We start from the raw sequence: 13,119 nt of genomic DNA on the forward strand, positions 1-13,119 counted from the left end.
GGGGGAGCTGGGGATGTTCGGGATCATCAGGCCGTGCCGGCACCGGCTGGCGGAAGACCTGCACGCGGACTGGATGGCGCACCTGTGCGGCCTGTGCCTCACGCTGCGCGACGAACACGGCCAGTTCGCGCGTGTCGTGACCAACTACGACGGGCTGATCATCTCGGTGCTGGTCGAGGCCCAGGCACCGGGCCCGGCCGGACGGCGCGCCGCGGGCCCGTGCCCGCTGCGGGGGATGCGGACGGCGTCGGTGGCCCGCGGGAAGGCGCCCAGCTGGCGGCGGCGGTGTCCCTGGTGCTGGCGGCGGCGAAGGTGGGCGACCACGTCGAGGACGGCGACGGCGCGTTCGGCAGGCGCCCGGTGGCGGCGGCCGCCCGCCGGGTCGCGGCCCGCTGGAGCGCGCAGGGCCGGCGCACGGGCGGTCAGGTGGGGTTCGACACGACGGTGCTGACGGCGGCGGTCGAGGGCCAGGCGGCCCTGGAGTCCTCGGTCCGGCCGGGCGACTCGCCACTGGCGGCGACGGAACCCGCCGAGCGGGCCACGGCCGCGGCGTTCGCGCGCACGGCGGAGCTGGCCGGACGGCCGGGCAACGCGGCACCGCTGGCCGAGGCGGGCCGCCTGTTCGGCCGGGTGGCGCACCTGCTGGACGCGGTCGAGGACCACGCGGCCGACGCGGTGGCGGGGGTGTGGAACCCGCTGCTGGCCACGGGAACGGGACTGGCGGAGGCCCGCCGGCTGTGCGACGACGCGGTGCTGGGGGTGGAGCTGGCGTTGCGCGAGGCGGAGTTCGCCGTGCCGGGGCTGGTGCACGCGCTGCTGGTGCACGAGCTGCGCCAGGCGGTGCGGCGGACGTTCGGCCACGGCTCGTCCCACGGCGCGGGTCCTGGTCACGGCCACCGCGCTGGTTCCGGTTCCGGGGAAGGTCTGGTCTTCGGGCACTCCTCGGCCACGGAATGTTCCTCGCTCGAGCGTCGCTCGGACCACGGCTCGCAGCTCGGGAGCGCCGTCGCTCCCGGCGAGAGTTCGTCGTCCGGGGAAGGCGCATCGCTCGAGCGTGGCTCTTGGCCGGGCGGCGCCGCCGGGCAGCAACCGCCGCCGGGGTGGATCGGGCCGGGACCGACCCCGCCGCAGCATCCCCACCAGCAGCCGCCCGGGTGGATCGGGCGCGGGCCGGCGCCGCAGCAGCACCCGCACCAGGTCCCGCCCGGCTGGAACGGCTCCCCGCAGCCGCACGGGTTTCCGCCCCCGGGTCCCGTCCCGCCGCCCGGAGCACCCGGCGGCCGCGGTCCCGGCGGCCCAGGTGGCGGCGGCCCGGGTGGACCCGGCGGCCCAGGAGGTCCCAAGAACCCCAAGGACCCCAAGGACCCCAACGGCCCCGGCAAACACGGCAAGCCCGGTCCGCACGACGGCAAGGGCGGCGGTCTCTGGTACCCGAAGTTCGCCGTCCCGCCGAAGAAGCGCAACGCCTTCCTCGGCTGCGCCCTCATCCCCTACATGTGCTGCACCTGCCAGTTCTGCTGTCGCGATCCGTATCCTGGCCCCTTCAGCGGGAAACCGATCGAAGCCTGGGGATGCGACTGCGACTGCAGCTGCTGCGAACTCTGCGACTGCTGCAGCTGTTGCGACTGCAGCTGCTGAGGGGAGAACGATGACCGACCCGATGGCCGACCTCCACGACCGCGGCCGTGACAACTTCGCCGAGCTCGTCGAAGGCGGGAAGGCGCGCCTCGACGCGCTCTTCGCCACCGTCCCGGCGCTGGGTGAGCTGGCCGTCGGGACCGTCTACGGCCACCTGCACGAACGCCCGGCGCTCGACCCCCGCACCCGCGAAGCCGCCACTCTCGCCGCGATCGTCGCCGCCGGCATGGTCGGGCCGCCGCTGAGCGTCCACCTGCGCACCGGGCTGGCGGCCGGGCTGGCGCCGGCGGAGGTCGGCGAAGTCGTCGTCCAGACGGCCGCGTTCGCCGGGTTCCCGCGCGCGGTTTCCGCCGCCGACCAGCTGAACCGCCTCTTCGACGGCCACGGCCTGCCGATCCCGCCGCCGCCGTCGCCGCGCGAGGTCGTCCTCGCGTACCTGACCGCGCCGGACGGCGAGGTCGCCGAGGTGCTGGCGGAGTTCCCGCGCACCGAGGTCCAGGCGACCGGCCCCGACCGGGTGCTCGTCTCGTGCTTCGGCGACGACCCCGTCCCCGGCGCGGTCCTGCACTGCGTCGCCGACGGCGGCGGTGTCACCTCCGTCACGGTCTTCCGCCCCCGCTGACCAGGCCCGACGGAAATTGTCGGTGGGTCGGCCTACTCTGGTCCACGTGGCTTTCGCAACCGAACACCCCGTACTCGCCCAGTCCGACTTCCGGCCCGTCTCGGAGATCCCGCGGACCGGCGGCCGGTTCGAGGTGGTCAGTGACTACCAGCCCGCCGGTGACCAGCCGGCGGCCATCGACGAGCTCGAACGCCGGGTCAGGGCGGGCGAGAAGGACGTCGTGCTGCTCGGCGCCACCGGCACCGGCAAGTCGGCGACGACGGCGTGGCTCATCGAGCGCGTCCAGCGGCCGACGCTGGTCATGGCCCCGAACAAGACCCTCGCCGCCCAGCTGGCGAACGAGCTGCGCGAGCTCTTCCCGAACAACGCGGTCGAGTACTTCGTCAGCTACTACGACTACTACCAGCCCGAGGCGTACATCGCGCAGACGGACACCTACATCGAGAAGGACTCGTCGATCAACGACGACGTCGAGCGGCTGCGCCACTCGGCGACGATGAACCTGCTGTCGCGGCGGGACGTCATCGTGGTCGCGAGTGTGTCCTGCATCTACGGCCTGGGCACCCCGCAGTCCTACCTCGACCGATCGTCGAAGCTCGCGGTCGGCATGCAGCTCGACCGGGACGTCTTCCTGCGAGCGCTGGTCGACGTGCAGTACACGCGCAACGACATCGCCTTCGCGCGCGGCACGTTCCGCGCCCGGGGCGACACGGTCGAGATCATCCCGGCGTACGAGGAGCTCGCGATCCGCGTCGAGTTCTTCGGCGACGAGATCGAGAAGCTGTACTACCTGCACCCGCTGACCGGGGACATCGTCAAGGAGGTCGACGAGGTCCGCATCTTCCCGGCGACGCACTACGTCGCCGGCCCGGAGCGGATGGAAAAGGCGATCCAGGGCATCGAGAAGGAGCTGGAAGAGCGGCTCGCCGAGCTCGAGCGGCAGGGCAAGCTGCTGGAGGCGCAGCGGCTGCGGATGCGCACGGCCTACGACATCGAAATGATGCGCCAGGTCGGCTTCTGCTCCGGCATCGAGAACTACTCGCGGCACATCGACGGCCGCGGCCCGGGCACGGCGCCGGCGACGCTGATCGACTACTTCCCGGACGACTTCCTGCTGGTGATCGACGAGTCGCACCAGACGGTCCCGCAGATCGGCGGCATGTACGAAGGCGACATGTCCCGCAAGCGCAACCTGGTGGAGTACGGCTTCCGGCTGCCGAGCGCGGTCGACAACCGCCCGCTGACCTGGGAGGAGTTCTCCGACCGGATCGGCCAGACGGTGTACCTGTCGGCCACGCCGGGCCCGTACGAGATGGGTCAGGCGGGCGGCGAGTTCGTCGAGCAGGTCATCCGGCCGACCGGCCTGGTCGACCCGAAGGTGGTCGTGAAGCCCACGGAGGGCCAGATCGACGACCTGGTGCACGAGATCCGGGAGCGGGCGGACAAGGACGAGCGCGTCCTGGTCACGACGCTGACGAAGAAGATGGCCGAGGACCTCACGGACTACCTGCTGGAGCTGGGCATCCGGGTCCGCTACCTGCACTCGGAGGTCGACACGCTGCGGCGCGTGGAGCTGCTGCGGCAGCTGCGTGCGGGCGACTTCGACGTGCTGGTCGGCATCAACCTCCTGCGCGAGGGCCTCGACCTGCCGGAGGTGTCGCTGGTGGCGATCCTCGACGCGGACAAGGAGGGCTTCCTCCGCAGCGGAACGTCCCTGATCCAGACGATCGGCCGCGCGGCGCGAAACGTCTCGGGCGAAGTCCACATGTACGCGGACAAGATCACCGACTCGATGCGCCACGCGATCGAAGAGACGGACCGCCGCCGCGAAAAGCAGGTGGCGTACAACAAGGAGCGCGGCGTCGACCCGCAGCCGCTGCGCAAGAAGATCGCGGACATCCTCGACCGGGTGTACAGCGAAGCCGAGGACACCGAGCAGGTATCGGTGGGCGGCTCGGGCCGAAACTCTTCACGCGGCAAGAAGCCCGAGCAGGGCGACCGGGTCCGCAGCTCCGGAATGCTGGTCGACAAGAACGTGTCGGCAATGCCCCGAGCCCAGCTGGCCGACCTGATCCAGCAGATGACGGACCAGATGATGCAGGCGGCAAGGGATCTCCAGTTCGAGCTGGCGGCAAGGCTGCGAGACGAGATTTCGGACCTGAAGAAGGAGCTGAGGGGAATGGACGCGGCAGGCATCAAGTAGCGCCGGTCAGGAGACCGCGCCCAGCAGGACCGGCAGCCAGACCCCGCCCTGCATCCCGATCCGAAGCCCCAACACGGCCGGTGGTACCGGGTCAAGGCACGCTTTCCCGCCTTGACGCGGTACCACCGGCCGTAGTCACGATGGGCAATCGGGATGAAGGGCCTCCCAACAGGCGTTTCACCGGGACCGGATGCCCAACAGGCGGTTCACCAGCACCCCGTACCCATCAGGAAGTTCACCCCGGGTCACTCCGGAGCCGGAGCACTCCCATCCGCCTCCAGCATCCCGAAAACATTCCCTTCCGTATCCCGGCAATAAGCCAGCCACCCCACCCCGGGAACAGGATTCTTCGGCAACGCCAAAGTCCCCCCAGCCCGATTGACCTCCCCCAGCGCCGCATCCAAATCCACGACGTCGATCGTGTTCACAAAGCCATGGATCGGCGCCGAGGCTTCCGGCGGGGGACCCTGCCGAGGCAGAAGCCCACCATCGATCCCCTCACCGTCCCCCGTGGTGATCATCCAGTACGGCACATCACCCCAGCGCTCGAACTTCCAGCCGAACACCGCGGTGTAGAACGCCACCGCGCGTTCGGGATCGCCCGCGTGGATCTCGAAGTGGACGGGACGAGGCATGCGCGCCTCCTCAGGCCGGGCCGTCGACGTCTGGTGAGAGTACGCCCGGCCTGAGGAAAGTCACAGCCTCGCGCGAAGGCTCAGGTCCGCGTCGAAGTCCGGGAACCCGGCCGGCGCGGAGCGCGCCACCAACGGCGAGACCGGCGGCAGGCCCGCCCAGCGCCGGACCGTCGCCGTGGCCTCCGCGGCCTGCGCCGGGGCCAGCTGGGCGATCTTCGACCCGTGGTTGCCGCCCTGGACGTAGTACCGGTACGAATCCCGGCTGCCTGGGCCCAGCTCGAACGGCTCCGCGCCCCACGGGTCGTTCGAGCCGTAGACGAACAGCAGGCGGGTCCCTCGGGTCTTCACCCAGAAGTCGATGTCCGGCATCGCCAGGTAGTCGAAGCGCGGCAGGCGGATCGACGCCGGGACGAACGTCTTCGGCTGGTCGGCGCCCGGGTAGCGCAGCAGGTCGCGCAGGTAGCTGTCGTACGCCTCGGGCGAACCCAGCTGGACCGCCGCCTGGTAGTAGTACGGGATGTAGGGCGCCAGGTCCTGGTCGGAGTACGTGTTGAGGCTCTCCACCTTCTCGTACCAGGCGTAGACGTCCGCCGCGGGCGCGCCCGGGTGCGGCACCGTCGCGCAGTCGGACTGCTTCTGGTACTGCCAGAACGCGAAGTACGAGTCGATCACCGAGATCTCGAGGGACTTGTCGGCCGACCCGACGATCGAGAACGTCAGCCCGCGCTGCGCCGCGTCCGCCGCGGCGATCGCGCCCAGCTCGTCACGCCGCTTCAGCGCGTCGCGCTGGATCGCCTTCAACGCGTCGCGGCACGCCGGGTCGTTGCCGACGCGGGAGAGGAACCGGTTGTAGACGTCGATCGGGTCGATGACGTCGTTGGGGGCGACGTACGGGATCGTCGCGTCGACGTCGCCGGGGAAGAACCGGCGGAAGTACGTCGCGGTCATGCCGCCCTTGCTGCCGCCCGTGGCCAGCCACTTGCCCGGGTAGATCGCCTTGAACGCCTGCACCGCGCGGTGCTCGTCCGCCGCGGCCTGCCAGATCGTCAGCTGCTTCGCCCAGTTCTCCGGCTCCGGCCGGGACGGCGTGAAGTAGCGGTACTCCATCGACAGCTGGTTGCCGTCGACGATCTGGGTCGGCTCCGAACGGTTCGGCGAGCCGCTGACGTTGTAGCCGCTGGTGTAGGCGACCGTCGGGGCGGCGAAGTCGCGGTGCAGCAGGGTGAACCGCTGCTGGAACGTGCCGGCCTCGGGGTGCCGGTGGTCGGCGGGCTGGGTGTAGGTCAGCTTGAAGAACCGGAACCCGGCCGGCGCCGCGTCTTCGGAGACGATCGTCAGCCCCGGGATCCGCTGCAGTTCCGCCTTGATGTCGGGCGCCGCCGCGGCCGCCGGCGCCAGGCCGGCCAGCGCGAGCAGGACCGCACCCACCGTGAACATCTTGCGCATCGAGCACCCTCCCGGCTCACCGAACCCTGCGTGGGACCCTCACAGAACCCGTCGGGGTCGGCAATCGGCTGTCCGGGCGCAGAATCGGTCAGGAACCGACTTTCGGCGGGTGGCGCCGCGCCCGGGGGCGCGTCCTCCGGGGTGCGCAGCCGCGGGCACCGTGCGAGTTGTCGGCCTCGTCCGGGCCGGGTTACGGTCCGAAACCGTAGGCACCGTCATCGAGCGAGGGGTCCGCCATGAAGGTTTCCGACTGCCCGACGACCCAGGTCGAGGTCCGCATCGCCGCGCAGCCGGCCGACGTCTGGTCCTGGCTGCTGGACGTCGACCTGCCGGCCCGGTTCTCCACCGAGTTCCAGGGCGGCGGCTGGGTCCCCGGCGCCGAGCCCGGCCTCGGCGCGCAGTTCCGCGGCCGCAACTCCCACCCGGTCGCCGGCGAGTGGGAGACGGTTTCGACCGTCACCGGCTACGAGCCGGGCCGGCTGTTCGCGTGGGCGGTGATGGACGTGACGAACCCGGCCGCGTCGTGGCGCTTCGAGCTCGTCCCGGACGGCGACGGCACGATCCTGCGCCAGTGGGCCCAGATCGGCCCCGGCCCGTCCAACCTGACGGCGATCATCGGCTCGATGCCCGAGCACGAAGAGGAGATCGTCGCGATGCGCCTCGGCGAGCTGCAGGGCAACATGCAGAAGACCGTCGAGGGCATCAAGGCGCTCGCCGAGAGCGGCGTGCGCGCGGCCTAGCGGAGCACCCGGTCCACATAGGACTTGACGGCGGCGAGCGCTTCGGCGGACTGCCACAGCCGCTCCACCTGCGGGTCGTCCGAGTGGCGGTATTCGGCGATCCGCTCGTGGAAGGGCTGCCGGATCTGGGCCTTGGTGTGCGCGAAGGGCTCGGCGGGCAGGTCGCCGAGCCGGGTCGCGACGGCGATGGCCCGCTCGAGTACGTCCTCCGGCGGGGCCTGCTCGTCGGCCAGTCCGCGGGCCACGGCGTCCGCGCCGGCCCAGGTTTCACCCGAGTAGGTGAGCGACGGCAACTGCGTCGTCCCGTAGGTGCAGCGCAGGATCTCCAGCGCGGCGAGCGGGAACGGCACCCCGACCAGCAGCTCGGTCACGCCGATGGTGCCGGCGCCCAGCACGCGGTGGTCGCACGCCGCGGCGAGCACCGCGCCGCCGGCGATGGCGTGGCCGTTGAGGGCGGCGACCACCGGGCGCGGGCAGCCGAACACCGCCAGCAGCGCGTCGGACAGCAGCGGCAGGAACTCCGCCACGTACGACGCGCCGCCCTCGTCGATCCGCTTGAGGTCGACGCCCGCGCAGAAGACGCGCCCGGTGCCGGTGAGCACGACGGCGCGGGCCTGCTCAGCCTCCTCCAGCCGCCGCACCAGCGCCCGGCACGAGTCCGTGTCGAGGGTGTTGCCGCCGCCGTGGTCGATCCGGACCACGGCGACGTCCTGGTGGTTCTCCAGCGTGATCGGCACGAGCCCGACCGTACCGGGTTCAGCTCGTGATGTCCTTGCGCGCGAACCGCCGCCCGGCGAAGAGGAAGAACACCGTCCCGTAGATCGCCGCCGAGAGCATGCCGCTCGCCAGGTTGGTCCAGTCGACGTCGGTCGAGATCAGGTCCATCCAGGAGAACGCGTAGTGCGTCGGCAGGTAGTTGCGCAGGCCCTCCAGCGCCGTGATCTGGTCGAGGATCTGCGACAGGATCGCCGCCAGCACCGCGCCGCCGACCGCGCCGAGCGGGGCGTCGGTCGAGACGCTCAGCGCGAGCGCCAGCCCGGCCACCCAGGCCAGCTGCAGGATGATGTACACAGTGGACAGCGCGATGGCCAGCAGGCTGTCGCCGAAGGACACCGCGTCGCCGGTCGGGCTGATCGCGTCGCCCGCGCCGTACCAGAGCACCCCGACGCCGAGCGACACCAAGGGCAGCAGCACCAGCGCGAACGCCGAGAGCAGCCCGGAGACGATCGCCTTCTGCCGCAACACCCGGTGTCGCGGCACCGGCACGGCCAGCAGGTACTTCAGGCTCGACCACGAGGCTTCGCTCGCGATGGTGTCGCCGAAGAACAGCGCGACGATCATCGGCAGCAGGAACGTCCCGGACACGAACAGCGCCAGCACGACGAAGTTCGGCGCGGACGCCGTGGCCAGGTCGACGAACCCGCCGCTGCGCCGGTTCGGGCTCGACTGCCCGAGCTGGAACGCGAGCACCAGGATGAACGGCAGGAGCGCGACGAACCCGAGCAGGAACTGCGTGCGCCGCCGCTTGAGCTGGCGCCGCAGCTCGACGCCGAGCCGCAGCGTCCGCCGCGCCGAGTAGCCCTCGACGGCGCCGTCCGGCCCGACGCCGGCGTGCTCGGCCGACGCGAGGTCGCTCAGCTCGTCGAGCGCGTGCGGATCGGTGTGCACCCCACCGGTGCTCATTTCGCCTCCGCGGGAGGGAGTCACGATTCTTCTCCGACCAGTTGCAGGAACGCGTCTTCCAGCCGGCGCCGAGGCCCGGCCTGCTCCACCGCGACCCCGGCGCGCACCAGCGCGGCCACGCCCTCGGCCCGCGGCAGCTCGCCGAGGTTCGCGTGCACGAGCTCGCCCTCGACGTCGACGTCGGTGACCCCGCTGAGCGCCTTGAGCGCCGCCGCGGCCGCGGCCGGGTCGTCGACCCGGAACGTCGCTTCGCCGCCGGCTGCGGCCAGCTCGCCGACCTCGCCCGAGGCGACCAGCGAACCGCGGTGCATGACCACGACGTGCGTGCAGGTCTGCTCGACCTCGGCCAGCAGGTGGCTGGACACCACGACCGTGCGGCCGGTCGCGGCGTACCGCTGCAGCACCTCGCGCATCTGGTGGATCTGGGGCGGGTCGAGCCCGTTGGTCGGTTCGTCGAGCACCATCAGCTCCGGCAGGCCGAGCATGGCCTGCGCGATCGCCAGGCGCTGCCGCATGCCCTGGCTGTAGGTCCGCACGCGGCGCTCGACCGCGTTGCCGAGCCCGGCGATCTCCAGCGCCTCCGCGAAGTGCGCCTTCTCGGCCGGACGTCCGGTCGAAGCCCAGTACAGCTCGAGGTTCGCCCGGCCGGACAGGTGCGGCAGGAAGCCCGAGCCCTCGACGAACGAGCCGATCCGCGAGAGCACCGGCGCGCCGGGCGTGATCTTGTGCCCGAACACGCGGATGCTGCCCGCGGTCGGCGTGATCAGGCCCATCAGCATGCGCAGGGTGGTCGTCTTGCCGGCACCGTTCGGCCCGAGCAGGCCGAGCACCTGCCCGGGTTCGACGCGGAAGGAGAGGTCCTTCACCGCGACGAACCCGCCCGCGTACTGCTTGCGCAGTCCTTCGATGACCAGCGGGGTGCCGGCGAGCTCGGGGTCGGCGTCGGTGGCGCGGCGGCGGCGCAGGGCCGCGAAGAGCACCGCGGCGAGCCCGATCGCCAGCGTCACGCCGATTCCGACGAGCTGCCCGACCGGCGCCGGGGACCCGACCGACGTCCCGGGCACGATCGGCACGGCCAGCGCGGTGCCGCCGGCCAGCCCGATCCGGAACACCGCGGGCGCGACCGGCGCGGCGAACGCCTGGTCGGTGGTGCCGACGACCAGCCGCAGCGAGTGGCCGCCCTCGATCGGCCGGACGATGCCGGGCAGCGTCACGGTGACGTCGACCGGGGAGCCGTCGGCGGGCAGCCCGCTCACCCGGAACGGCGCGACCGCGTTGGCCGGCAGCACGCGCGACCCGTCCTGCCCGACGTCGTAGAGCTTCGCGAACAGCACCGCGTCCGGTTGCGGGTGCGCCGGGTCCGCGGCGACCTGCAGCCGCACGGTGGACGCGCCGCTGACGACGACCTGGCCGTCGAAGGCGGCGGTGGTGAACTGCGCGGCCTGGCCGGGCGGGTCGTTGCTGAACAACGCGCCCAGCCGGGACGTGCTGCTCGCGATGCCGTTGAGCCCGGGGATCCCGCTCACCGCCGACGGGTTGGCCCCGGCCGGGCGCACCACCGGCTGCGCGGGCCCGTTCAGCGCGAGCAGCCGCCGTTCGGTGGCGGGCCCGGTCAGCCCGGGGTAGGCGGCGGCGTTGACCGTGCGGACCGACGGCGTCCCGTTGGCGCGCAACGTGCCCTGGACGTCGTAGCTGAACCCGGTGCCCGGGTCGCCGCCGTCCAGCGCCGTCTTCAGGAAGTCGGCGATCTTGGCGCGCAGCTGCGGGCCGGGCTTGCCGCCGTCGTGGCCGCCGGTGTACCAGATCGTCTTGACCTTGCCGCCCGCCGCGGTGATCTGCCGGGCGTTCGCGTCGGACTGGTCGAGGCCGAAGAGTGTGTCGCTCTCGCCCTGCACGAGTAGCGCCGGCACGGTGATCTTGTTCGTCACGGACGCGGGCGAGACGCGGCGCAGCAGGTCGACGCTCGCCTGGCTCGCCTGTCCGGTGGTGCCGAGTTCGGTGTAGGCGCGGCAGACCGCGGCGGTGAACCGGCCGCACGGATCGGCGGCCCCGGCGCGCGGGCCGCCCGCGCCCGGCGGTGCGGCGGGGAGGGCGGCCGCCGCGCTGCCGGCGGCGCCGGTGGACCCGGTGTCGGTCTCCTGCCCGGCTTCGGGCGCTTCGGCGGACGGCGAGCCACTCGCCGCGGCGCCCGAGCCGGCCGAGAAGAAGATGCCGGCCCAGCTCCTCTTGAAGACGCCGTCGGCCGAGAAGGCGCCGGCGGACGGCGTGCCCGGAGCGGCCGCCGCGGGGGTCGCCGCGTTCGGGACCAGGCCCTGGGCCAGGTCGTTGTAGGTGATCACCGGCGCGATCGCGTCGACGCGCTTGTCCGTGCCGGCCAGCAGCAGCGACAGCGCACCGCCGTAGGAGGCCCCGGTGACGGCGACCTTCGGGTCGCCCTTGGCGTCGAGCGTCACCTGGTGCTGCACGACCAACCGGTCGATCAGCCGGCTCGCGTCGGCGACTTCGCCGTCCGGGTCGTTGAGCCCGATCTTGCCGGTGCTCTTGCCGAACCCGCGCGCGGACCACGTCATGACGACGAAGCCCTTCCGGGCGAGTTCGCGGGCGTCGTCGGCGACGCTGGTTTTGTCCCCGCCGAAGCCGTGCGCGAGCAGGACGGCCGGCGCGGGCAGAGACGTCGGCAGGTAGGTGGTCGTGTCGATCTTGACCTGCTGCGCCGAGCCGGGCGCGGCGGGCAGGTCGAGCAGCGCGTCCTGGGTCGGCACGGCGGGCGGGGCCGTGTCGCGCGTCGCCCAGAGGACGGTCGCGGCGGCGAGCACCACCACGACGGCACCGAGCGCCGTGAGGCGGGCGCGCCGGGTGCGCGGGAGCGGGAGTCGGGGCACGACGTGACCGTATGTGAAGTTTCCTGAGAGTGTCCTCACCGGCTCACGGTGATCACACTTCGCGGACCACCTGGTGGACCGAAGTGACCGGAATTACAGACCCAACCCGGTGACGTGCGCGATCCCGGCTGGTGTTCGGTGGGGATAACCGGCAAACTGGACGCGCTGTGAGGGGAGTATTCCTTCGCGGCGGTGTCGTCAGCACGGTGGCCCTGCGCCCCCGGCACCGTCGGCCGGTAGTTTCATCGGCGGGAGAGACCTCCGGTTAGTTGCTGCTGCGCACTATCCGGAGGTTCGAGTTCCATGACTGTCCCCCTGTGGCTGTGGATCGCCACGATCGGTGGCCTGCTCGCGCTGATCGCGCTGGACCTGGTCATCGTCGATCGCAAGCCGCACGAAGTGACCACGGGGGAAGCCGGTCGCTGGGTCGTCTTCTACATCTCGTGCGCGATCGCCTTCGGCATCGGCGTGTGGATCTTCGCCGGGCACGACCCGGGCGTCGAGTTCTTCACCGGGTACATCACCGAGTACTCGCTGAGCGTCGACAACCTGTTCATCTTCATGATCATCATGACCTCGTTCAAGGTGCCGGCCATCCACCAGCACCGCGTGCTGCTGGTCGGCATCCTGCTCGCCCTGGCCCTCCGCAGTGTCTTCATCGCCATCGGCGCCGCGCTCATCGAGCAGTTCGTCTGGGTGTTCTTCCTGTTCGGCGCGGTGCTGGTCTGGACGGCGATCAGCATGCTGCGCGGCAAGGGCGAGGACGAGGAGTACCACGAGAACGCCGTGACCCGGCAGGTCCGCCGGATCGCCCCGGTGACCGACGACTACCACGGCCACCGCTACACGGTGAAGATCAACGGCAAGCGGACGATCACGCCGATGCTGCTGGTGATCGTGGCCATCGGGTCGGCCGACCTGCTGTTCGCCGTCGACTCGATCCCGGCGATCTTCGGCATCACGCAGGAGGCGTTCCTGGTCTTCACGGCCAACGCGTTCGCGCTGATGGGCCTGCGGCAGCTGTACTTCCTGCTCGGTGGCCTGGTGACGAAGCTGGTCTACCTCACCTACGGCCTCGCGGTGATCCTCGCCTTCATCGGGGCGAAGCTGTTCCTGCACGCGCTGCACGAGTACCACGTCGTCCCGGACTGGCTGGACATCAACAACTGGATCTCGCTCGGCGTGATCGTCGTCGTGCTCACCGTGACCACGGTGGCCAGCCTGGCGAAGGCCCGGCGCGACGAGCGCAAGCAGGTCACCGCTTAACGTC

Annotated in this window: 9 protein-coding genes and 1 pseudogene; 5 read left to right on the forward strand and 5 right to left on the reverse strand. The window is 71.5% G+C overall.

What is annotated here, in order from left to right; translation table 11 throughout:
• Nucleotides 1–13 precede the first annotated feature (13 nt).
• The 3 genes and pseudogenes from ACLJPY_RS45010 to uvrB all read left to right on the forward strand — a co-directional run bounded on the left by ACLJPY_RS45010 (nt 14) and on the right by uvrB (nt 4,463).
• A pseudogene (locus ACLJPY_RS45010) lies at nt 14–1,638 on the forward strand (DUF5685 family protein).
• 10 nt (nt 1,639–1,648) lie between these two features.
• Entirely contained in the window at nt 1,649–2,260 is a 612-nt protein-coding gene (locus ACLJPY_RS45015; RefSeq protein ID WP_410597120.1) for a carboxymuconolactone decarboxylase family protein, read from the forward strand.
• A 46-nt stretch (nt 2,261–2,306) separates the two neighbouring features.
• A complete protein-coding gene (gene uvrB, locus ACLJPY_RS45020; protein WP_410597121.1) occupies nt 2,307–4,463 on the forward strand; it encodes an excinuclease ABC subunit UvrB in 2,157 nt (718 codons plus the stop codon).
• 245 nt (nt 4,464–4,708) lie between these two features.
• Here the strand turns inward: uvrB and ACLJPY_RS45025 are convergent, their stop codons facing one another.
• Together ACLJPY_RS45025 and ACLJPY_RS45030 are read right to left on the reverse strand one after the other, a co-directional pair.
• A complete protein-coding gene (locus ACLJPY_RS45025) occupies nt 4,709–5,098 on the reverse strand; it encodes a VOC family protein (RefSeq protein WP_410597122.1) in 390 nt (129 codons plus the stop codon).
• A gap of 60 nt (nt 5,099–5,158) precedes the next feature.
• Entirely contained in the window at nt 5,159–6,544 is a 1,386-nt protein-coding gene (locus tag ACLJPY_RS45030; protein WP_410597123.1) for a S28 family serine protease, read from the reverse strand.
• Between the two features lie 236 nt (nt 6,545–6,780).
• On the opposite strand from ACLJPY_RS45030, the gene ACLJPY_RS45035 reads away from it, so the two are divergent.
• Nucleotides 6,781–7,284, forward strand: a complete 504-nt coding sequence (locus ACLJPY_RS45035) for an SRPBCC family protein (RefSeq protein ID WP_410597124.1) — start codon at nt 6,781–6,783, stop codon at nt 7,282–7,284.
• On the opposite strand, the gene ACLJPY_RS45040 is transcribed toward ACLJPY_RS45035, so the two are convergent.
• Genes ACLJPY_RS45040 through ACLJPY_RS45050 form a run of 3 tightly spaced genes read right to left on the reverse strand, consistent with a single transcriptional unit; the run spans nt 7,281 to nt 11,849 of the window.
• The gene (locus ACLJPY_RS45040) at nt 7,281–8,021 is read right to left on the reverse strand and encodes an enoyl-CoA hydratase/isomerase family protein (protein WP_410597125.1); all 741 of its coding nucleotides are present in this window, start codon (nt 8,019–8,021) and stop codon (nt 7,281–7,283) included. The two genes, ACLJPY_RS45035 and ACLJPY_RS45040, sit on opposite strands and share 4 nt — an antisense overlap.
• Nucleotides 8,022–8,040: 19 nt before the next feature.
• The gene (locus ACLJPY_RS45045; protein WP_410597126.1) at nt 8,041–8,967 is read right to left on the reverse strand and encodes an ABC transporter permease; all 927 of its coding nucleotides are present in this window, start codon (nt 8,965–8,967) and stop codon (nt 8,041–8,043) included.
• Nucleotides 8,968–8,987: 20 nt separating this feature from the next.
• Nucleotides 8,988–11,849, reverse strand: a complete 2,862-nt coding sequence (locus tag ACLJPY_RS45050; protein WP_410597127.1) for an alpha/beta fold hydrolase — start codon at nt 11,847–11,849, stop codon at nt 8,988–8,990.
• Nucleotides 11,850–12,152: 303 nt separating this feature from the next.
• On the opposite strand from ACLJPY_RS45050, the gene ACLJPY_RS45055 reads away from it, so the two are divergent.
• The gene (locus ACLJPY_RS45055; protein WP_410597128.1) at nt 12,153–13,115 is read left to right on the forward strand and encodes a TerC family protein; all 963 of its coding nucleotides are present in this window, start codon (nt 12,153–12,155) and stop codon (nt 13,113–13,115) included.
• Nucleotides 13,116–13,119: the final 4 nt, after the last annotated feature.

Source organism: Amycolatopsis sp. lyj-23 (genome assembly GCF_046549135.1).
Classification (GTDB): domain Bacteria; phylum Actinomycetota; class Actinomycetes; order Mycobacteriales; family Pseudonocardiaceae; genus Amycolatopsis.